The sequence below is a fragment of the Paucibacter sp. B2R-40 genome (genome assembly GCF_025717555.1).
Lineage (GTDB): Bacteria > Pseudomonadota > Gammaproteobacteria > Burkholderiales > Burkholderiaceae_C > Paucibacter_A.
Genome location: NZ_JAJIRP010000003.1, coordinates 501,821 through 522,119 on the forward strand (window position 1 = coordinate 501,821; position 20,299 = coordinate 522,119).

15 protein-coding genes and 1 pseudogene are annotated in these 20,299 nt (G+C 60.0%); 12 read left to right on the forward strand and 4 right to left on the reverse strand.

Annotated features, from left to right (window positions below):
* Positions 1–131 precede the first annotated feature (131 nt).
* From LNV09_RS08805 to LNV09_RS08850, 10 genes are all read left to right on the forward strand, one after another.
* Entirely contained in the window at positions 132–3,251 is a 3,120-nt protein-coding gene (locus tag LNV09_RS08805; protein ID WP_263556707.1) for a bifunctional diguanylate cyclase/phosphodiesterase, read from the forward strand.
* Positions 3,252–3,260: 9 nt separating this feature from the next.
* Complete coding sequence (gene dnaG, locus LNV09_RS08810; protein ID WP_263556708.1) at positions 3,261–5,177, forward strand: DNA primase; 1,917 nt, start codon at positions 3,261–3,263, stop codon at positions 5,175–5,177.
* Between the two features lie 370 nt (positions 5,178–5,547).
* Positions 5,548–7,782 carry an RNA polymerase sigma factor RpoD gene (rpoD, locus tag LNV09_RS08815; RefSeq protein WP_263556709.1) on the forward strand — a complete coding sequence of 745 codons (2,235 nt, stop codon included), beginning with the start codon at positions 5,548–5,550 and terminating at the stop codon, positions 7,780–7,782.
* A gap of 242 nt (positions 7,783–8,024) precedes the next feature.
* Positions 8,025–8,990 carry an adenylate/guanylate cyclase domain-containing protein gene (locus LNV09_RS08820; protein ID WP_263556710.1) on the forward strand — a complete coding sequence of 322 codons (966 nt, stop codon included), beginning with the start codon at positions 8,025–8,027 and terminating at the stop codon, positions 8,988–8,990.
* Between the two features lie 41 nt (positions 8,991–9,031).
* Positions 9,032–10,123, forward strand: a complete 1,092-nt coding sequence (hemH, locus tag LNV09_RS08825) for a ferrochelatase (RefSeq protein WP_263556711.1) — start codon at positions 9,032–9,034, stop codon at positions 10,121–10,123.
* A gap of 5 nt (positions 10,124–10,128) precedes the next feature.
* Positions 10,129–10,563 (forward strand): Hsp15 family ribosome-associated heat shock protein, encoded by a 435-nt coding sequence (locus tag LNV09_RS08830; protein WP_263556712.1) that lies wholly within the window; start codon positions 10,129–10,131, stop codon positions 10,561–10,563.
* Positions 10,564–10,653: 90 nt separating this feature from the next.
* Positions 10,654–11,178: a nucleotide exchange factor GrpE gene (grpE, locus tag LNV09_RS08835; RefSeq protein WP_263556713.1), complete on the forward strand. Its 525-nt coding sequence runs from the start codon at positions 10,654–10,656 to the stop codon at positions 11,176–11,178.
* Positions 11,179–11,268: 90 nt separating this feature from the next.
* The gene (dnaK, locus tag LNV09_RS08840) at positions 11,269–13,251 is read left to right on the forward strand and encodes a molecular chaperone DnaK (protein WP_263556794.1); all 1,983 of its coding nucleotides are present in this window, start codon (positions 11,269–11,271) and stop codon (positions 13,249–13,251) included.
* A gap of 129 nt (positions 13,252–13,380) precedes the next feature.
* Positions 13,381–14,535, forward strand: coding sequence for a molecular chaperone DnaJ (gene dnaJ, locus LNV09_RS08845; RefSeq protein ID WP_263556714.1), 1,155 nt, complete (start codon positions 13,381–13,383; stop codon positions 14,533–14,535).
* Positions 14,536–14,731: 196 nt separating this feature from the next.
* Positions 14,732–16,351, forward strand: coding sequence for a response regulator (locus LNV09_RS08850; RefSeq protein ID WP_263556715.1), 1,620 nt, complete (start codon positions 14,732–14,734; stop codon positions 16,349–16,351).
* Between the two features lie 36 nt (positions 16,352–16,387).
* Here the strand turns inward: LNV09_RS08850 and LNV09_RS08855 are convergent.
* Positions 16,388–16,549: pseudogene (locus LNV09_RS08855) on the reverse strand (DnaB-like helicase C-terminal domain-containing protein); the annotation flags it as partial.
* A gap of 86 nt (positions 16,550–16,635) precedes the next feature.
* Between LNV09_RS08855 and LNV09_RS08860 the strand changes: the two are divergent.
* On the forward strand, positions 16,636–16,806 hold the full coding sequence (locus tag LNV09_RS08860) for an MbcA/ParS/Xre antitoxin family protein (protein WP_263556795.1): 171 nt from the start codon (positions 16,636–16,638) through the stop codon (positions 16,804–16,806).
* 380 nt (positions 16,807–17,186) lie between these two features.
* Here LNV09_RS08860 and LNV09_RS08865 read toward each other — a convergent pair whose 3' ends face one another.
* Positions 17,187–17,939, reverse strand: a complete 753-nt coding sequence (locus LNV09_RS08865) for a hypothetical protein (RefSeq protein WP_263556716.1) — start codon at positions 17,937–17,939, stop codon at positions 17,187–17,189.
* Positions 17,940–18,071: 132 nt separating this feature from the next.
* On the opposite strand from LNV09_RS08865, the gene LNV09_RS08870 reads away from it, so the two are divergent.
* A complete protein-coding gene (locus LNV09_RS08870; protein WP_263556717.1) occupies positions 18,072–18,368 on the forward strand; it encodes a helix-turn-helix domain-containing protein in 297 nt (98 codons plus the stop codon).
* 852 nt (positions 18,369–19,220) lie between these two features.
* Here LNV09_RS08870 and LNV09_RS08875 read toward each other — a convergent pair.
* Positions 19,221–19,439 carry a hypothetical protein gene (locus tag LNV09_RS08875; RefSeq protein ID WP_263556718.1) on the reverse strand — a complete coding sequence of 73 codons (219 nt, stop codon included), beginning with the start codon at positions 19,437–19,439 and terminating at the stop codon, positions 19,221–19,223.
* A gap of 53 nt (positions 19,440–19,492) precedes the next feature.
* A complete protein-coding gene (gene kdgR / locus LNV09_RS08880; RefSeq protein WP_263556719.1) occupies positions 19,493–20,293 on the reverse strand; it encodes a DNA-binding transcriptional regulator KdgR in 801 nt (266 codons plus the stop codon).
* Positions 20,294–20,299 lie beyond the last annotated feature (6 nt).

Consider the following 20,299-nt stretch of genomic DNA (forward strand, 5'->3'; position numbering starts at 1 on the left):
GCGTTCAAACTATGGGCATGTTTGACGCTGATCGATCCTGTGCTTGTCTGGTTTGTTTTGCTCGGTATTGCCCTATTCATTCAGCGATTCACTCCCCGCCGCAGCTAAAACTTTGACGTCCCAAATAAAGTGTGGATGAATTAACTTTCAAATTGGACTCAGGGTCGATCGACCAGCCCCGCCTAGCCAAGCGGCAGTTGGAAAGCCTACGCCTGCTGGCGACACTGCTCGCTTGCTTGGCTGGCGGCGCTTTGGGGCAGTTGTCGCTTGGCCTACTGCCTCATACTGCTCTGTTTTGGCCCCCTGCCGGCATTGCGCTGGCCGCCTTGACCTGCTGGGGCTGGGGCATGACTGCTCCGCTGCTCTTAGGCTTGTTGGCCTTGGGCTTGCTGCAAGGCGCATCTTTGAGCTTGGCCGTCTTGCTGGCCTTGAGCGGCCTGCTGGGTCCAGCCATGGCTTTGCTCCTGATGCGTCGCCTGGGCTATGGCGCGGCGCCTCGGCGCCGCACCGACTTGCCGCTGCTCTTGGTGGTCGGGGTATTGGGCGGGGCCTTGATGAGCGCCTTGGCCGGCGTGAGCGCTTTGCTACTGCAAGATCAATTGCAGGTCGGCATGTGGCGGGACGCTTTGAGCAGCGGATTCGGCGGTCAAGCCTTGGGCGCATTGACCCTTGCGCCCGCACTGGTGCATTGGCAAGGCCAGTTGCAAAGTAGACAGCAATGCCAGTTGGCCCAGGCGGGCGGGTCCGCTTGGCGCCGCGGTAGTGCCCATTGGGCCGGCTCGGTCGCTTTGATGCTGGCTTGCGGCGGCAGTGCCGCGCTCATTTTTGTCAACGCACAGACGGCGGTCACGGGCCTGAGCCCATGGCTGCTGCTGCCTCTATTGCTGCTGTCAGGCCTGGCGCTGCTTGGATCTTTGGCTGCGACAGCAGGTGCTGCGTTTTTGATCACACTGTCCGCAGCCGCAGCGGCAGCTCAGGCTTGCGGTCCTTTCAGGCAGTTGCCCTTGCAACAGAGTCTGGCGCTGCTTTGGGGCTTTTCGGGCAGCGCAGCGGCTTTGCCGCTGCTGATCCACAGCCTGCGCAGCGAATTACATAGTGAGCGCCAACGCTGGCGGGGCGCGCTCGAATCGGCCGGCATGAGTTTGGCCGAATGGCAGTTGGGCCCGACCGGAAGCCGCCAGACCTACGCCTCCACGGACTGGCATAACCGTATCGGCGCCTTCACCGAGCGCTCTGGGCGCCCACAAGACTGCTTGGCCGCCGCACATCCTCTCGACAAGGATCGAGTCAGCGCAGCCCTTGACGCGCTGCTGAATAGGCGCCAAACAGGGGAGTCAGTGCAAGCAGCTTGCTGCGAGCCCCTGCGACTGGCTGGCCACGCAGCCGATTGGAGTTGGTTCGAACTGAGAGCTCATGTTCAGCAACGCGATGCAAAAGGTTTGGCAACGCGCTTGCTGATGACCTTGACCGATGTCAGCTGGCGCCATACAGCACAAGAACGCCAGCGTATGAGCGTGAGCCTGTTTCAGCATCTGCATGAAGGTTTGCTGGTCACCGACACCGAACACCTCGTGCTAGACGCCAACCCCAGCTATTGCCGCATGTTGGGGCTGAGTCGCGAAGCCTTGATTGGCCGACCTGCCGCGCCGCTGCAATCACTTAGCCTGCATCGCTCGGGGCTGACGCCTGCCCAGGTGCAATACGCGCTGCAAAGCCAAGGATTCTGGCAGGGTCAAGTACAGACCGAACGGGCAGACGGGTCGCGATGCCATTTGCAAGTCACCGTCTCCAGCATTCCCGAGCCCGACGGGCCATTGCGCTACCAAGTGGTCAGCGTCTCGGATCTGACGGAAACCCTGAGCCAACAAGACTTGCTACAAACGCGGGCGCGTGTCGATCCCTTGACGGGCTTGGCCAATGCGGACGCATTCATGCAAATGCTTCGCCAAGGCTTGGAGATGGCCGGCCGCGAAGGATTTCGTCTGAGCATATGCCGGGTCGACCTGGATCAGTTCAAGCTCGTCAACAGCCAATATGGCAGCGCTGTCGCCGATGCTTTGCTGCAACTGGTTGGACAGCGCCTGCAAGCAGCCCTGCGCAGTTCGCCCCAATGGTCGGATTGCCTTGCCCGGCTTGGAGGCGACGAATTCGGCCTCTTGCTGCGCAGCAACAGCCCGGAGGAAGCGCAGCTCGCGATGGAGCGCCTGCTGAAGGTCTTGGCCGAGCCCTATCTGACGCGCAAGGACGCCGCGCCAACGGGCGAGACGATGACGATCAACATCAGCGCCAGCATCGGCGCAACGCTATTCCCGCAGGACAACTCCGACGCGGAAACCCTGCTGCGCCACGCCGGCCATGCGCTCTACCGGGTCAAACATTCGGGGCGCCACGGCTACCAATTGTTTGACACCGCCAAGCGCCTGCGCGACGAAGCCAGCTTGATCGCCTTGGCCCGCGTGCAGCAGGCCTTGGACGCGGGTGAATTGCGCCTGTTCTACCAACCCAAGATTGATATGAACAGCGGCCTCGTGCTGGGCATGGAGGCACTGCTGCGCTGGCAACACCCGGACCGGGGTCTGCTCGCGCCCTTGCACTTCTTGCCCTTGATCGAGTCGACCGGTTTGGGTGTACAGGTCGGCGACTGGGTGCTCGAGCAGGCTTTGCGACAAAGCTCGCGGTGGTTGAAGGCAGGCCTGCGCCTGAACATCAGCGTGAACGTGACGGCCAGGCAATTGCAAATGCCTGACTTCACGCAACGCTTGCAAGAGCTGATCAAACGCCATCAAGAACCGGTGGCGGCGCATCTGTGTTTGGAAGTGCTGGAGTCGGCCGCCTTGGCCGACATCGCCACCACCCACTCCCTGATCCAGCAATGTCGCGCCTTCGGTGTCAGGTTCGCCCTGGATGACTTCGGCACCGGCTATTCGACCCTCACCTACCTGAAGCGCCTGCCGGTGGACGTGCTTAAGATTGATCGCTCCTTTGTGCAAAATATGCTGATCGACGCGCAAGACAGCACCTTGGTCGAAGGCGTGATCCGTTTGGCCGGCAACTTTGGCTGCAGCGTGATCGCAGAGGGCGTGGAGTCGGCCGCACATGCGCGCGCGCTGTTGCGGCTGGGTTGCGAGCAAGGTCAAGGCAATGGCATTGCGCCGGCCATGCCGGCCGCCGAGGTGCAAGGCTGGGTGGGCGAGTTCGCCAACTCCAAGTGGCTGACTCAAATGAGCGGCGCTGCACCGGCCTTGCCTTAGACTCGCGCGGTGATTCCACCCGGCTTTATTCAGGACCTGCTCTCACGCGTCGACATCGTCGAGGTGGTGGGTCGCCATGTCGAGCTCAAAAAAGCCGGCATCAACCACAAGGGCCTGTGTCCCTTCCACGGCGAAAAGTCGCCCAGCTTCATCGTCAGTCCGACGCGCCAGACCTACCATTGCTTCGGCTGCGGCGTGCATGGCAATGCAGTCGGTTTCTTGATGGAGCACAGCGGCCTGGGCTTTGTCGAAGCGGTGCAGGACCTGGCGCAGCAGACCGGCATGCAAGTACCCGAGGATGAGCGCTCCAGCGAAGAGCGCGAGCGCGCTGCCCAGCAAAAGCAACGCCAAGCCACGTTGACCGAAGTCTTGCTGCGCGCCAGCGACCATTACCGCGCGCAGTTGAAGAAAACATCGCGCGCAATTGACTACCTGAAGAAGCGCGGCCTGACCGGTCAGATCGCCGCCCAGTTCGCACTCGGCTACGCGCCGGAAGGCTGGCGCAGCCTGGCCAGCGCCTTCCCCTCCTATGACGACCCCTTGCTGACCGAATCGGGCATGGTCATCACGCAAGGCGAAGAAGGTGAAGAGCAAAAAAGATACGACCGGTTTCGCGACCGCATCATGTTCCCGATCCGCAATGTGCAGGGTGAAACGATTGGCTTCGGCGGTCGCGTGTTGGACAAAGGCGAGCCCAAATACCTGAACTCGCCGGAGACGCCGGTGTTCAGCAAGGGCCGCGAGCTGTATGGTCTGTATGAAGCCCGTCAGGGCCTGCGTCAGCGTGGCTACGCCTTGGTGGTTGAAGGCTATATGGACGTGGTGGCACTGGCCCAGCATGGCTTCAACAATGCGGTGGCGACGCTGGGCACAGCTTGTACGGCCGAACATGTGCTGAAGCTGTTCCGCTTCACCGAATCGGTGATCTTCAGCTTCGACGGTGATGCGGCTGGACGCCGCGCGGCGGGCCGCGCGCTCGAGGCCGCGCTGCCTCATGCCACCGACGTCCGCTCGGTCAAGTTCTTGTTTTTGCCGACCGAGCATGACCCCGACTCCTATGTCCGGGACTTGGGCGCCGACGCCTTCGAGCGCTGCATTGCTGAAGCCATTCCACTCTCCAGGCAGTTGATGGAGGTCGCCGGCGAGGGCTGCGACCTCAGCAGCGCGGAAGGCCGGGCACGCATGTTGGCGACTGCCCGGCCGCTCTGGCAAACCCTGCCGCAGGGCTTGCTGAAGCGCCAGTTGCTGGGCGACTTGGCGCGCCGCGCGCAATTGCCGGATCAGGAACTGATGGGCTTGTGGCAGGTGGGCGGGCCGGCGCCGCAAGAACAGCCACATGCCGACGGTCGCGAACACCCGCCCGAAGAAGCTCCAAGCACCCACGGCGGCGAAGCCAGGCCTGCCAAGAAGAAGGAATGGAAGAAAGATTGGAAGCCCAGCGGCAATTGGAAACGCAAAGGTGAGCCGGACGATGAAACCATCGGCACGCCGCGCAGCGCGCCGAATGTACCGGCCGACCATGCGCTGCGCATGCTGCTTCTCAACAGTGCTTGGTGGGAGCGACTCAGCCCGGACGATCACCAATTGCTGCATCAGTTGCCTGGCATTCACGGTGAATTGATCAACTGGCTGGATCGCCATCTGCTGAATCACGGTCACTGTGCTTGGTCGGTGCTGGAAGCGGCGCTGGCCGAGGACGGCCTGCTCGAACGTGCGAAGCGGCTGCTGGGCGGCCTGCACAGCGAGGACGAATCGGAGTTTGAGGGCTTGCAAAACCTGCTCAAGAAGCTTTGGATCGTGCAGCTGGAAGCCGAAACCACTCGTATCGCCGCCAGCAATCCGCAAGGCGAGGCCTTCGAGCGTTACAAACGCCTACTCGCTCAAATTAGGACTCTGAAGCTTCCAAACAGCGCGCAAAATTCGTAGGGATTTGTGCTCCGTACCGTTTTGAGCGATAATTAAGGGTTTTCCGCGCGCGTCAAGAGTGACGGCAAAGCTTGCCGGACCCGGCCACCCAGCGAAACTGGGCACCCATCGAGGTATCAAGGTCACCTGTATCCGCACAAGTTTGCAAACTCAAACGTCCACGCTAGCTTGCACGCGCCGCGCTGAGAAAAGGATTGCGAAAACAATTCGATTTGAAGCGTATGAATGCCACCTGAGACGAGCTTCGCCTTGAAAAGCGCAGTAAACGCCCCCAGGTGGCTGCTGCATTGCTAGCTAAAAATATTTTCAGATTTTTTTACTGAATGACCTACTCCCCGGCCCGCCCGCCAATATCCACCCGAGGATCTGCATGACTGCCAAGAAGACCGAGCCCACCGTCGCCGCTGCTGAAGAGCTCAAAAAGCCCGCCGGCAAAGTCGTGAGAGTCGCCAAAGCTGCCAAGGCCGCCGCGCCAGAGGAGGCTGCAGCCGCTGCAGACGACAAGCCCAAGCGCGGTCGCAAGCCCAAGGCAGCCACCGAGGCCAAGAAGGCCGCTCCGGCCAAAAAGGCCGCCGAGGCTGATGAAGAAGACTTCACCGACTTGGAAGCTGACCTGGAAGGCGAACCCGAAGCAGAAGGTGATGTCGCGGAAGTCGCCGAGGTCGAGGCCGACAAGCCCAAGGCCAAGCCACTGCGCATGAAGGTCTCGCGGGCCAAGGAACGCGCGCTGATGCGTGAGTTCGGCCTGGAAGAAACGGCGCTTACCGAAGAAGAAGCCGCCAAGCGCCGCCATGAGCTGAAGACGCTGATCAAGATGGGCAAGACGCGTGGTTTCCTAACGCATCAGGAAATCAACGACCACTTGCCAGAAAAACTGGTCAACGAGGAAATCCTCGAGGCGATCATCTCCATGTTGAACGACATGGGCATCGCGGTCTACGAGCAGGCCCCTGACGCGGCTACCTTGCTGATCCAGGGCAGCACCACCGCGACCGCGACCGAAGAAGAAGCCGAAGAAGCAGCCGAAGCCGCGCTGTCGACGGTGGACTCCGAGTTCGGCCGCACGACCGACCCGGTGCGCATGTATATGCGCGAAATGGGCACGGTCGAGTTGCTGACCCGTGAAGGCGAAATTGAAATCGCCAAGCGCATCGAAGGTGGCTTGCAGGCGATGATGCTGGCCATCTCCGCTTCGCCCACCACGATCGCCCACATCATCGACCTGGGCGTGAAGATCCGCGCCGGCGAGAAGACCATCTCCGAAGTGGTGGACGGTTTTGTTGCCGCCGATGAGGCCGACGACTATGTGGCAGAAGAAGACTTCGACGAATTCGACGAAGAAGACGACGACGACGGCAACGGCGGCTCCAAGGCGCTGACCAAGAAGCTCGAAGAGTTGAAGAACGCCGCGCTCGTCAAGTTCGACTCGCTGTCGACCAACTTCGACAAAATGCGCAAGTCCTTCGAGAAGGACGGCTACAAGTCAGCTTCCTACAACAAGGCACAACAAGCCATCAGCCAAGAGCTGATGACGATCCGCTTCACCGTCAAGACGATCGAGAAGCTCTGCGATCTGCTGCGCTCGCAAGTTGATGATGTGCGCCGCTATGAGCGCGAACTGCGCAAAATCGTGGTCGACAAATGCGGCATGCCGCAGGAGTACTTCATCAAGAGCTTCCCGCCCAATGCCTTGAACAAGCAATGGGCCGAGAAGGAAATCGCTTCCGGCAAGCCGTTTGCCAATGTGCTGGCGCGCAATCTGCCGCCGGTGCAGGAACTGCAGCAAAAGCTGATGGACATCCAGTCCAAGGCGGTGGTGCCGATCGAGGACCTGAAGGACATCAACAAGAAGATGAACGAGGGCGAAAAGGCCTCGCGTGATGCCAAAAAGGAAATGATCGAGGCGAACTTGCGCCTGGTGATCTCGATTGCGAAGAAGTACACCAACCGCGGTCTGCAGTTCCTCGACTTGATCCAGGAAGGCAATATCGGCTTGATGAAGGCGGTCGACAAGTTCGAATACCGGCGCGGCTACAAGTTCTCGACCTATGCGACCTGGTGGATTCGTCAGGCCATCACCCGCTCGATCGCTGACCAGGCCCGCACCATCCGCATCCCTGTGCATATGATCGAAACGATCAACAAGATGAACCGCATCTCGCGTCAGCATTTGCAGGAATTCGGCTTCGAGCCAGATGCCCCAACGCTGGCCGAGAAGATGGAGATTCCCGAGGACAAGATCCGCAAGATCATGAAGATCGCCAAGGAGCCGATCTCGATGGAAACGCCGATCGGCGACGACGATGATTCGCATCTGGGCGACTTCATCGAGGACACCAACAACACCGCGCCTATCGAAGCCGCGATGCAAGCGGGCCTGCGCGATGTGGTGAAAGACATCCTCGACAGCCTGACGCCGCGCGAAGCCAAGGTTTTGCGGATGCGTTTCGGCATCGAGATGTCCACCGACCACACGCTGGAAGAAGTCGGCAAGCAGTTCGACGTGACGCGCGAGCGCATTCGTCAGATCGAAGCCAAGGCGATCCGCAAGCTCAAGCACCCAAGCCGGAGTGACAAATTGCGGACCTATTTGGACAATCTCTGATTGGCCAAATAGGCAAGCGAGTGCTTGTCACTCGCTTGTGCGCCAAGGGCGCATCGCAATTTGCGCCGCAGGCACAAGTTACGCACGTATTTGGACAACCTCTGATCAGGACCTGACTGAGGCAAAAAGGGGCTGGCGCAATCCAGCCCCTTTTTTCGTTTAACCGCCCATAGCGACGGTGCAATCCGGCGCGGCTACACTGCCAACAATTTCACAGCTGAAGCTCTTTTCATTCATTGACCATGACCCAAATCCGGGAACGCACTGTTTTGTTTGCCGATCTGCGTGGCAGCACGGGGCTTTTCGAGACCTTGGGCAATGCCGAGGCGACCGCCCTAGTGACGCAAACGGTGGGCCTGATCGCACAGGCCGTCGACGAATGCAAGGGCCGCTTGGTGAAGACCTTGGGTGATGGGTTGATGGCTGTCTTTGAAACTCCCAATGACGGCGTGCAGGCGGCCATACGTATGCACGAAATGTTGGAGCGTGTGGTGGCCCGGGGCAAAAGCCATGGCGCTTCGCCCAGCCTGCGCGCCTTGCGCATGCAGGTCGCCTTGGCGCGCGGTGAGGTCGTCGAAATGAATGGTGACTGCTTCGGCGACGCGGTCAACGTCGCGGCCCGCCTGCTGAATCACGCCGGCGACAACGAAACCCTGATCACGACCGAAGTCTTGCACGGCCTGCCCTCGGCCAAAAAGCTGCGTTTTCGCAGCCTGGATTTGATCGCCATTCGCGGCCGGGCCGAACCGGTACATGTGCATGTGCTTGATCAAGCGACTCATGGCGACGTGGCCGCGACTCAATTTGGCGAGATTCAGCATGCGGTCGAACCCGACGGCATTCGGCTCGTTTGGCTGGATCTGGACCGTGTTTTTGATGTCGACAATATGCCCATCATCTTGGGTCGTAGCGTGCAGGCAACCTATTGCATCACCGACGCCCGCGTGTCGCGCTCGCACGCCCGCATCGACTGGCATGCGGGCAGTTTTTCGATCACCGACCTCAGCTACAACGGCAGCTTTGTGCGCTTTGGCAGCAGCGGTGATGTGGTCAGCTTGAAGCGCGGCAGTTGCACGCTGCACGGCAGCGGCGTGATTGGCTTGGGCAGCCCACCGGTCGATGCCAGTTCACCGATTGTCAAATTCGAAGTCTTGCATTTCGCCGATACCGAGCCGCATAGCTTTGGCCATACGCGCAGTCGAGCTTGACCCCGCATCACCAAACCCATCGAAAGAGAGCACTAGACCGAATGACGACGCGCCCCGAAGCCGCTTACAGCCACGGCAGTTCGCCGAAGACCGCCCTGCTCTATTGCAATCTAGGCACGCCCGACGCACCCACGCCTGCAGCCTTGCGCCGCTATCTGGCGCAGTTTCTGAGCGATCCGCGCGTGGTTGAAATCCCCCGGCTGATCTGGCTGGCCATCCTGCACGGCATCATCCTGCGCGTGCGCCCGGCCAAGTCGGCCGCCAAATACGCCAGTGTCTGGACCTCGCAAGGCTCACCACTGAAGGTCTGGACGGAAAAGCAGTCCAAGCTGCTGCAAGGTTATCTGGGTGAGCGCGGCCACGCCGTCACGGTGCGTTATGCGATGCGCTACGGCTCGCCGTCGATTGCCGACACACTCAACCAACTGCGAGCCGAGGGGGCGACCCGCATTCTGGTGCTGCCGGCCTACCCGCAGTACTCGGGCGCCACCACCGCGAGCGTGGTGGATGATGTGGCCAACTGGGCGCTGCAGACTCGTCACCTGCCTGAGTTGCGCTTCGTCAATCGCTACCACGACGAGCCGCTCTACATTGCTGCGCTGGCCGAGAGCGTGCGCGCGCACTGGGCCGCTAACGGCCGACCCGAGCGGCTCATCATCAGCTTTCACGGTATGCCGGCGCGCACCTTGGCATTGGGCGACCCCTACCATTGCGAATGCCTGAAGACAGGCCGCCTGCTGGCCGAAGCGCTGGGCTTGAGCAAGACCGAATACGTTGTAACGTTCCAGAGCCGCTTCGGCCGAGCCAAATGGCTAGAGCCCTACACCGAGCCGACACTGAAGAAGCTTGCCGCCGAAGGTGTCAAACGAATCGCCGTGATCTGCCCCGGCTTCAGCGCCGACTGCCTGGAAACCCTGGAAGAAATCAGCATGGAAGCGCGCGATGCCTTCGTTGCGGCGGGTGGCCAGCAATTCAGCTACATCCCCTGCCTGAACGACAGCCCGGCCGGTATGCGGGCGCTGACAGCGCTGGCTGAGCGGCATCTGCAAGGCTGGCCAACACAACTCAAAACAGATGTGTCTGCGCTTCAAGCGCAGCGGCAAATGGCACTGGCGGCGGGTGCCGCCACCTGATTGTCATGTTGAAGCAAGCCGGCAGCCCAGACAAAACCATCTCCCCCGTGCGATTGGACAAATGGCTGTGGGCGGCGCGTTTCTTTAAAACCCGCTCCCTGGCGGCGGAGGAGATTGGCCGCGGCCGGGTTCAGGTCAATGAGCAAGTGGCCAAGGCCTCGCGTGAACTCAAACTCGGCGATCTGCTGAAATTCCGCCAAGGCGTGGTGGAGCGCGAAGTACGGGTCTGCGGCCTCAGCCATGTGCGCGGCCCGGCGCCGCAGGCGCAGGCGCTGTACGAGGAAACGCCGGACAGCGTCGCCCTGCGCGAGAAGCTCAGCGAAGCACGGCGCTTAGCCCCTGAGCCCGCCCAAAGCATCACGCAAGGGCGGCCCACCAAGCAGGATCGCCGCAAGCTAGCGGACTGGGATCGCTGGTCTGCAACTTCAGACCGGGACTGACGCGCGAATTTCCGCATCAACAGTCCCAAATAGCCCTCTTGAAATTACTGGAATGGCGTCCATATAAACACCATTGCTTATTTCCGCATCATGACGACATCCAATACCCCCCCCCAAGAGCCCCTCAGCCCGGACGAACTGATTGCCGCTGTCAACAGCGCCGATGACAGCAAAGTGGCTGAACTGGAAGCGCGTTTGGCCGAAATGTCGGACGCTTATCTGCGCGCCAAGGCCGAGGTGGAAAACATCCGCCGCCGCGCCGATGAAGACGTGAGCAAGGCGCGCAAGTTCGCAGTCGAGTCCTTTGCCGAATCGATGCTGCCGGTGATGGACAGCATGGAAGCTGCGATCGCCCTGCCCGACGCCAAAGTTGAAACGGTGCTGGAAGGCGTGCACGCCACCAAGCGCCAGCTGGCAGCCGCCTTGGAGCGCAACAAGGTGATCGAGCTGAACCCGGCCGCCGGCACCAAGTTCGACCCCCATCAGCACCAGGCGATCTCGGTCGTGCCGGCCGAGCAAGAACCCAACACCGTGGTGATGGTGCTGCAAAAAGGCTATTCCATCGCCGATCGCACGCTGCGCCCGGCCCTGGTGACGGTCACTGCACCTAAATAAATATGACTTGCGGGGCTTGAAAGCCGGCAAGTTATCCACAGCTTATAAGCATCAGTTTCAGGCGGCCTGCAAAGCAAAAAAGCTTCGGCCATCAACAAATCTTCAGGAGAAAAGACAATGGGAAAGATCATCGGTATTGACTTGGGCACCACGAATTCGTGCGTGGCCGTCATGGAAGGCAACACGACGCGCGTGATCGAGAACGCTGAAGGCGCTCGCACGACACCGTCCATCATTGCCTACCAAGAAGATGGCGAAATCCTGGTCGGCGCTTCGGCCAAGCGCCAGGCTGTCACCAACCCCAAGAACACCCTGTACGCGGTGAAGCGCCTGATCGGCCGCAAGTTCACCGAAAAAGAAGTGCAAAAAGACATCGACCTGATGCCTTACACGATTGCTGCGGCCGATAACGGCGACGCCTGGGTTGAAGTGCGCGGCAAGAAGCTGGCACCTCCGCAAGTGTCGGCCGAGATCTTGCGCAAGATGAAGAAGACCGCCGAGGACTACCTCGGTGAAGAAGTCACCGAAGCTGTCATCACGGTGCCGGCTTACTTCAATGACGCACAGCGTCAGGCAACCAAAGACGCCGGCCGTATTGCCGGTCTGGACGTCAAGCGCATCATCAACGAGCCAACCGCTGCGGCACTGGCCTTTGGTCTGGACAAGCATGGCAAGGGCGACCGCAAGATCGCCGTCTATGACTTGGGCGGCGGCACGTTTGACGTCTCCATCATCGAGATCGCCGACGTCGACGGAGAAATGCAATTCGAAGTGCTGTCGACCAATGGCGACACCTTCCTGGGCGGCGAAGACTTCGACCAGCGCATCATTGACTACATCGTTGGCGAGTTCAAGAAGGACCAGGGCGTTGATCTGACCAAGGACGTGCTGGCCCTGCAGCGCCTGAAGGAATCGGCCGAGAAGGCCAAGATCGAGTTGTCCAACTCCGCCCAGACCGACGTCAATCTGCCTTACATCACCGCTGACGCGACCGGCCCCAAGCACTTGAACGTCAAGCTGACCCGCGCCAAGCTGGAGTCCTTGGTGGACGAGCTGATCGAGCGCACGATCGCCCCTTGCCGCATCGCCATGAAGGACGCCGGCATCGCCGTGTCCGCCATTGACGACGTGATCTTGGTCGGCGGCATGACCCGCATGCCCAAGGTGCAGGACAAGGTCAAGGAGTTCTTCGGCAAGGAGCCCCGTCGTGACGTGAACCCGGACGAGGCCGTGGCCGTCGGCGCCGCGATTCAAGGCCAGGTTTTGGGCGGCGAGCGCAAGGACGTGCTGCTCTTGGACGTCACACCGCTGAGCCTGGGTATTGAAACCCTGGGTGGCGTGATGACCAAGATGATCACCAAGAACACCACTATCCCGACCAAGTTCGCACAGACCTTCTCGACCGCTGACGACAACCAGCCGGCCGTGACGATCAAGGTGTATCAGGGCGAGCGCGAGCTGGCCTCGGGCAATAAGAGCCTGGGTGAATTCAATCTGGAAGGCATTCCGCCGGCACCACGCGGCACGCCGCAGATCGAGGTCTCATTCGACATCGACGCCAACGGTATCTTGCATGTCGGCGCCAAGGACAAGGGCACCGGTAAGGAAAACAAGATCACCATCAAGGCCAACTCTGGTTTGACCGAAGCCGAGATCGAGAAGATGGTCAAGGACGCTGAGGCCAATGCCGGTGAGGACAAGAAGAAGGTCGAGCTGGTACAGGCCCGCAACCAGGCTGACGGCATGGTGCACTCGGTCAAGAAGTCGCTGACCGAGCATGGCGACAAGCTCGACGCGGCCGAGAAAGAGAAGATCGAAACGGCACTCAAGGATGCCGAGGAAGCCATCAAGGGCGAGGACAAGGCCGATATCGAAGCCAAGACCGAAGCGCTGATGACTGCCAGCCAGAAGCTGGGCGAGAAGGTTTATGCCGAATCGCAAGCAGCGCAAGCAGCGGCAGCCGGTGGTGCGACCGAAGGTGCTCCCGAGCAGCCACAAGCTCAGGCTTCTGCCAAACCGGCCGATGACAATGTCGTCGACGCCGAGTTCAAGGAAGTCAAAGACTCGAAGTGATGTTCCTGGCGAGCCAAGTCTTTTGCTCCGGCAAAGAATTTGGCCGTCACCGCCGCCGCGTCGCAGCCCCGGGTTCAAATCCCAAAAGCTCGTCGCGGCGCTGTTGTTTGAAATGCACGGATCTGGCTCATGGCAAAGCGTGACTATTACGAAGCCCTCGGTGTCGCAAAAAATGCGACCGAGGACGAAATCAAGAAGGCCTACCGCAAGCTGGCCATGAAGTACCACCCTGACCGCAATCAGGGCGAGGGTGCGAAAAAGGCCGAAGAGCAATTCAAGGAAGGCAAAGAAGCCTACGAGATGCTCTCCAACCCGCAAAAGCGCGCTGCCTATGACCAGCATGGCCACGCGGGGGTGGACCCGAATATGGGTGGCCGAGGCGGAGCCGGCGGCGAAGGCTTTGGTGGCTTTGCCGAGGCCTTTGGCGACATCTTCGGCGACATATTCAATGGCGGCGCCGGTGGTGCTGGCCGGCGCGGTGGCGGCGGTGGCCAACAAGTCTACCGCGGCAGTGATCTGTCCTACGCGATGGAAATCACGCTGGAAGAGGCGGCGCGCGGCAAGGAGTCCCAGATTCGCATCCCGAGTTGGGAAAGCTGCGAGACCTGCAGCGGCAGTGGCGCCAAACCCGGCACCAGCGCCAAGACCTGCGGCTCCTGCAATGGCGCCGGCACCGTGCACATGCGCCAAGGCTTCTTCTCGGTGCAGCAAACCTGCCCGCATTGCCACGGGACCGGCAAGATCATTCCCGACCCTTGCACGGCCTGCAATGGCCAAGGCAAGGTCAAGAAGAGCAAGACGCTGGAAGTCAAGATCCCGGCCGGCATCAACGAAGGCATGCGGATTCGTTCGGCCGGCAATGGTGAGCCCGGTGTCAATGGCGGCCCGGCCGGCGATCTCTATATCGAGATCCGTCTGAAACAGCACGAGATTTTCGAGCGTGACGGCGATGATCTGCACTGCACCATGCCAACGCCGCTGACCACGGCCACATTGGGTGGAACCATTGAAGTACCGACCCTGGGTGGCAAGGCCGAGATCGACCTGCCTGAGGGTACGCAACATGGCAAAACCTTCCGCCTTCGCGGCAAGGGCATCAAGGGCGTGCGCTCGAGCTACCCGGGTGACTTGTACTGCCATATCAGCGTCGAAACACCGGTCAAGCTGACCGAGCATCAGCGCAAGCTGATGAAGGAGCTGGACAAGTCCTTCCGTGACGGTGGTGAGCGCCATTCGCCCAACACCAAGAGCTGGACTGACCGGGTCAAGGATATTTTCAAGTAATCAGCTTCACCGCCATGAAGCCAAAGCGCCCTTTGTCCCCACAGGCAAGGGCGCTTTTTTTGTGTCAACTTGCACGCCCCAAGGTCAGCTTGATTCATGTTCTCCGCAGTCCAGCCGATAAAGTCGGTGTGAGAAGCCCTGCACCCCAACCAAGCTCAAATCCACAGATGACTCAGCAAGCGCGCGGGAGCCAGGCATGGCGATGATGGACAGCGATATTCAGAATGCTTGCGCACTGGTCATCGACAGTAACGCAACATCGCGCAGCCTGATGGCCTCCCAACTGAGAGACTTGGGCGTGGCTCAGGTGCGCCAAGCCACGCGCATCAACGATGCGCGCGTGATCCTTGAGCACAAGGCCTATGACATCGTGCTATGCGACTACCATTTTGATGGCAGCGAGATGTCGGGGCAGGACCTTCTGGATGAACTGCGACGCGAACATTTACTGCCTTATTCGACCGTGTTCGTGATGGTCACTGGCGAAGCGTCTTACAGCAAGGTGGCGGAGGCTGCCGAAGCGGCACTTGATGCCTACCTGGTCAAGCCCTACACCATGGCGTCCTTGGCCGACCGCTTGGCCAATGCACGCCATCGCAAGCGTGTCCTGAAGGATATCTTTGAGGCGATCGAGCGACAGGACTTTGAAAGTGCGGCCGGTCATTGCCTGAAACGCTTCGAGGCGCGTGGTCAGTTTTGGCTCTACGCCGCCCGCATTGGCGCTGAGCTGCTGCTGCGGCTCAACCGCTTCGATGACGCCCGCAAGCTTTATGACGCCATCATCGAGGCCAAAACAGTGCCATGGGCTCGCTTAGGTGTGGCCCGCACCGAGCTGGGTTCGGGCAATATGGCTGCGGCACGCCGTACGCTGGAGACCTTGATTGGCGACATACCCGACCATGCGGATTCCCACGATGTGATGGGCCGGGTGCAAATGGATTTGGGCGAAATCGAAGGCGCCTTGGCCACCTATCGAACCGCTGCGCGCCTGACACCGGGCTGCCTGCTGCGGGCACAGCGCTGCGGCTGCCTGGCCTTCTACGCCGGCCAACGCCCCGAAGCGCTGAAACAGCTTGAGCAGACGATGGCGCAGGGTCTGCGCTCCAAGCTGTTCGACATGCTGAGCCTGGCCCTGATTGGTTTGATGCGATTTGATAACCGGGACAGCAAAGGGCTCAAGTACGCTTGCGACGCGATGACCAGCGAGCTTGAACGCCACCCGAATTCCAAGCGCTTGCAGCGCTTTGATGTGCTGTTCCAATGCCTGCGTTTCATGATGGAGAAGCGCGTCGCCGACGCGCTTGAATTGGCGCGCAACTTGACCCGCCGAGCCAGTGAACAAGAAGACTTCGACCTAGAGGCGGCGAGTCTTTTGTTGGCCCTGTGGGTGCGCCTGGCCGCGATGATCGAGTTGGATGAAATGGATCAGTTGGTGACTCAACTGGGTCTGCGTTTTTGCACGGCCAAGGCAGCCACTGAAGTGCTCGTTGCCATGAGCGAAGGCAATCAACGTGTGGCTGAGGAGCTGCGCAACAGCCACGCCAAGATTTTCAGCATCGCCGAAACCGCGATGCGCCATTCAATGCGCGGATCGGCTCGGGTCGGCGTGGAACTGTTGATTCAGCAGGGTGAAGCCACTCGCAACGCCAAGCTCATTGATATGGCCAGCCTGGTGCTCAAACGTCATACCGAAAAAATTGAGGACGCCGAAGATCTGGCTGAAACGATTCAGCAGCTGCACACCAAGTATGTCCTGCCGCTGGGCGGCACGGCCAACCGCAAGCGAGCGGCTGGCGGACTGGCTTTGCGCACCTGATGCCGTAGTGCACCCTCGCGCGCGGCGCAAGAAAAATCAATACTCGTCGCCACTCACCCCCACATAGCCGGGTGCGAGATTCTCAAACTTGGTGTGCATGCGCTGGAAGAACAGCTTGACCGTACCGACGGGACCATTTCGCTGCTTGGCGATGATGATCTCGGCAATGCCCGGCTCTTTGGACTCTTCCTTCATGTAGTAGCCCACCAACCATCACGCGCCTCTACAGCGGCACTTACCTGCTGGACAAAAACCACAAGGAGTGGGAATTTGCCTTGCTGTTCGTGCGCGTTTTTCACGCGCTGGACTCCGTCGTCGGTGACGCATCGATCGCCCGCAAGTGGCTTGGCAGTGACAACCTTTGCTTGAACGCCAAGCCAATCGAGATGATTCGCAACACTGAAGGTCTGGTGCGTGTCGTTCAATACCTTGACGCCAGCCCTGGCCTCGCCTGACGCGGTTGCTTGGGCAGGAGCCTTGTAGCGCAGCAGCCTCGCGCAGGACGCGAACAAAGGTCTCTACAAGGCGTGAGGCGGATACTGGCTTGTGCATCAAGGGCAAGCCCAGGCGAGCCGCTTCCGCAGCCGAGGCTGCATCGACGTCTGCTGTGACAATCAGCGCGGAGAGTTCTTCGCCGCATGCCGCCTGTACGTGGCGGATGGCACCAAAGCCGTCACCGCTTGCGACAAGGCCCAGATCCGTGACGAGCAGGTCTGAAATACGTAGGTGCTGCGCCAACTCGCTGCATGCTGCTACAGCGGAGCAGCATGCCAACCACCGAGCCACCCCATTGAATGCAAATGGCTTCTAAGCTCTGGCGGTTGCCCTCAGCCGACTAAGAAAACAGTTCTCGCTCGATCAGTGCCAAGTAGCGATTCGTATAGAACAAGTCGGGCTGATGTGGTCGCGGACGAACCAGGACCAAAAAGCCGGGAGTTTTCGGATCATCAAGATCAAAGGTGACCAGGCCGACACCAGAGATCTCGCAGAGTGCATCCAAGCGAGCGATTTCGTCGGCATTTGCTTGACGAGGAATGACTAGATACGAGCGGTGGCTGAACAGACGGTATGCACAGGCCTGGCCGTAGGCCGTTACGAGTTGCATTGTGTCCGCCTTGATCTCTGCCGCGACGATTTCAGTGGGAACCTTGATCACGTCGCTGCGCTTTGACTCTCGCTTGCCGATCACATCAGGCGTTCCCCAACGATCCCGGAAGATGTTACCGCCAAGTGGAATGGCGTGGGTTGCTTCCTCGGCCTCGTTCTTCAGCCAGTCTGCGAACGGCGAATAGAACTGATCTTGACGGACCTTTGGTTGAGCTGGTCCCGCTCGGACGATGGGCTCGTCGGTGGCTTCAGGCTCCTTATAGTCAGCGTGGCGGTAGAGGCCTTTTGATGGCTTCCAGACCGACTCAGGCAGGACCACGTCCAAGTTCCAGATTGTCGAGTTGATTGTTCCCGTGTTGAACGACGGCGGCCCATCGCGCAGCCTGCGGAACAATTCCGAGTAATGCAGCCCTTCAGGGTGCGCCTTGATCAACTCCACCGCCTGCAGTTTGATCCGTTCTCTGATGCCTGGTGCCTTCATATCAGGAGAGGATTCCCAGTTGGTTCGTTTCGCACACAGGCATCAATAGTTTCTCCAGATTCGCGCAATGAACGCTATAGCGTGTAGCGCTTTGGCATTCTAGGTGAGGAAATCAAGGTTTTACGCCTTGATATGAAGAACTCACCTCAGAACCACCTCGCTAGCGCGCTGCGCAAGGCTCGAAATGCAGCCGGTCTGTCCCAAGAGGAGTTCGGCGCGGTCTCTGGGCGGACGTACATCAGCCAGTTGGAGCGAGGTGAACGCCAAGCCACGCTGGCGAAGATTGATGATCTCGCCTCCGTGTTGCAGATACACCCCGCAGCACTTGTTGCTCTTGCCTACCTTCCTGATCAAGCTGGAGAGGACGCTGTGGAGAAGCTTCTGACGACGGTCCGCGAGGAACTGATGGCGATGCTGGCTGCAGGCTAGCGGATAAGCAGCAAAGGTCCGAAAGGCAACCAGTGGCAGATAGGCAGCCCTGTGCGTCGAAGGTTTCAAGGGCTATTTGCATTCTGAGGTTGGAAACTAGGCGACAACGGCGCCTTGAAACCAGTCTGATTTGTGCAAAATCTGGTTGCCCAGCACAAAAACCTAGCGGCCCGCTGTGAGCGATGCAGGGTTGAAATACCAAATGGAAAGCGTCTGCACCGCAGCGACTGCGGCCATTGGCGGTGGAGAGCCGGACTCACGGTGCGGGCCGCCCAGCCGTCACTGACCGGAGCAGAGTTTGCGGCGCGGATGTCCGGTCTCGAATGTGCTGCAGTCATTCAGAGGAGCCGCTCACGAAATCGTCGGTCAACCGGAGTCGAAGGGCTACTGTTTGACTCGTCGAATAAGCGCGATCGACTCCATAGGAGTCGATCGTTCCCTCGTCATCTGCGGCAGCAGTGTGCCCATTGCGGGCATCCAAAGTCACGCTTTCTAAGTCAACGATGCAGCTGCTGCAGCCTTTGGCGGTCAAGGGCCAGACTCACGGTGCCTGCCACTCAGCGGTCACTGACCCGCCCCAGTGTTGGCTGCACCGATGTCGGGTATCGAATGTGCTGCGGTCATTCAGGTCGGCAACTCATTCGGCCTCAATAGGCCGCGGTCAAATGTCCAACGCTTGAACCGTCGAATAGGCGGTACCGATCCTTAGAAATCATTCGCGGTAGACAAGACCAGTCGCTCACTCCTCCAGCGATTGCCAAGAACCTTACATGCCGACGTTAACGATTGCCGCAGACGGTAGCAGAATCTTTGCACCCCGCAAGCAGAAACTAAGCACCTCAACGGCACCAACTACACCGGCCAGCTGCCCTGAATCAGCTGGATCACGGCCGCCGGCGGCACCGACTGCAGCAGCGATTGGGTGAAGCGGTCGCCCATGACCGGCTGGTAGGTCACCGTCGGCGTGTTCGACCAACTGCCCTCGCCGCCCAGCCGCAGCAGACTGGTGCCGGGGCTGTCAGTCGACCGCGCGCAAGAGCGCCGAGCAGAGCTATTCGGGTGAAAGACCATGGCCCGCAGGCGTGGACTCCGGCAATGACAGGATCACAGGCAATCGAGCGACCTTACCGGTCCAGCGGGAACTTGGTGCAACCCAATTTGCTGGAGATATCGCGACTGGCCGCAGTCAGCATCGCAATGACTTCCGGCGCCTTTTCCTCGTCATAGCGAAAGGTCGGAAAGGAAACGCTCATGCCGGCAATCGGCTGGTTCAGCCGGTCAAAAATCGGGATGCCCAGGCAGCGGATATGTTCATCGAACTCCTCCCTGTCCTCGCCATACCCTTGCGCCTTGACTCGCTCCAGCTCGACCAAAAAGGCTTGCCGGTCGACGATGGTTTTGTCGCGGAAGCGCTTGAACTCGGCGCCATCCAGGATGCGGTCGCGCCGCTCGGGATGCTCCCAGGCCATCAGCACCTTGCCGATGGCGGTGTTGTGCAGCGGCGCGCGCCGCCCTACTTTGGAATACATGCCCAGCGTGTGGCGTGAATCGATCTTGTGCACATAGATGATCTCGCTGTCGATCAAAGTGCCCAAGTGAACCGTCTCGCCGGTCTTGTCGGCCAGCATCTGCATATGGTGCTTGGCCAGATCCACCAGATCCGGGTACTGCAAGGCCTTGGCGCCCAGTTCGAAAGCCCGCATGGTCAGGCCATAGCGCTCGCTGTCGGCTTGTTGATGCACATAGCCCAGCGTCATCATGGTCTGCAAGAAGCGATAGACCGTCGCCTTGGGCATGGCCAAGCGCACCGACAGATCCGAAATGCCGGTCTCGCTGCGCTCTGACAAGGCCTGCAAGATCGCAAAAACCTTCAGTACCGCCGCAACCGATTCCGGTTGCTTGGCATCGTTTGACTCATCGTCCATTTGTTC

Coding starts and splice junctions, on each gene's coding strand:
- kdgR (WP_263556719.1), bottom strand. CDS start 20,293: ATGGACGATGAGTCAAACGATGCCAAGCAACCGGAATCGGTTGCGGCG.
- grpE (WP_263556713.1), top strand. CDS start 10,654: ATGACGACATCCAATACCCCCCCCCAAGAGCCCCTCAGCCCGGACGAA.
- rpoD (WP_263556709.1), top strand. CDS start 5,548: ATGACTGCCAAGAAGACCGAGCCCACCGTCGCCGCTGCTGAAGAGCTC.
- LNV09_RS08830 (WP_263556712.1), top strand. CDS start 10,129: ATGTTGAAGCAAGCCGGCAGCCCAGACAAAACCATCTCCCCCGTGCGA.
- LNV09_RS08875 (WP_263556718.1), bottom strand. CDS start 19,439: ATGGTCTTTCACCCGAATAGCTCTGCTCGGCGCTCTTGCGCGCGGTCG.
- LNV09_RS08870 (WP_263556717.1), top strand. CDS start 18,072: ATGAAGAACTCACCTCAGAACCACCTCGCTAGCGCGCTGCGCAAGGCT.
- LNV09_RS08820 (WP_263556710.1), top strand. CDS start 8,025: ATGACCCAAATCCGGGAACGCACTGTTTTGTTTGCCGATCTGCGTGGC.
- LNV09_RS08850 (WP_263556715.1), top strand. CDS start 14,732: ATGGCGATGATGGACAGCGATATTCAGAATGCTTGCGCACTGGTCATC.
- LNV09_RS08865 (WP_263556716.1), bottom strand. CDS start 17,939: ATGAAGGCACCAGGCATCAGAGAACGGATCAAACTGCAGGCGGTGGAG.
- hemH (WP_263556711.1), top strand. CDS start 9,032: ATGACGACGCGCCCCGAAGCCGCTTACAGCCACGGCAGTTCGCCGAAG.
- dnaJ (WP_263556714.1), top strand. CDS start 13,381: ATGGCAAAGCGTGACTATTACGAAGCCCTCGGTGTCGCAAAAAATGCG.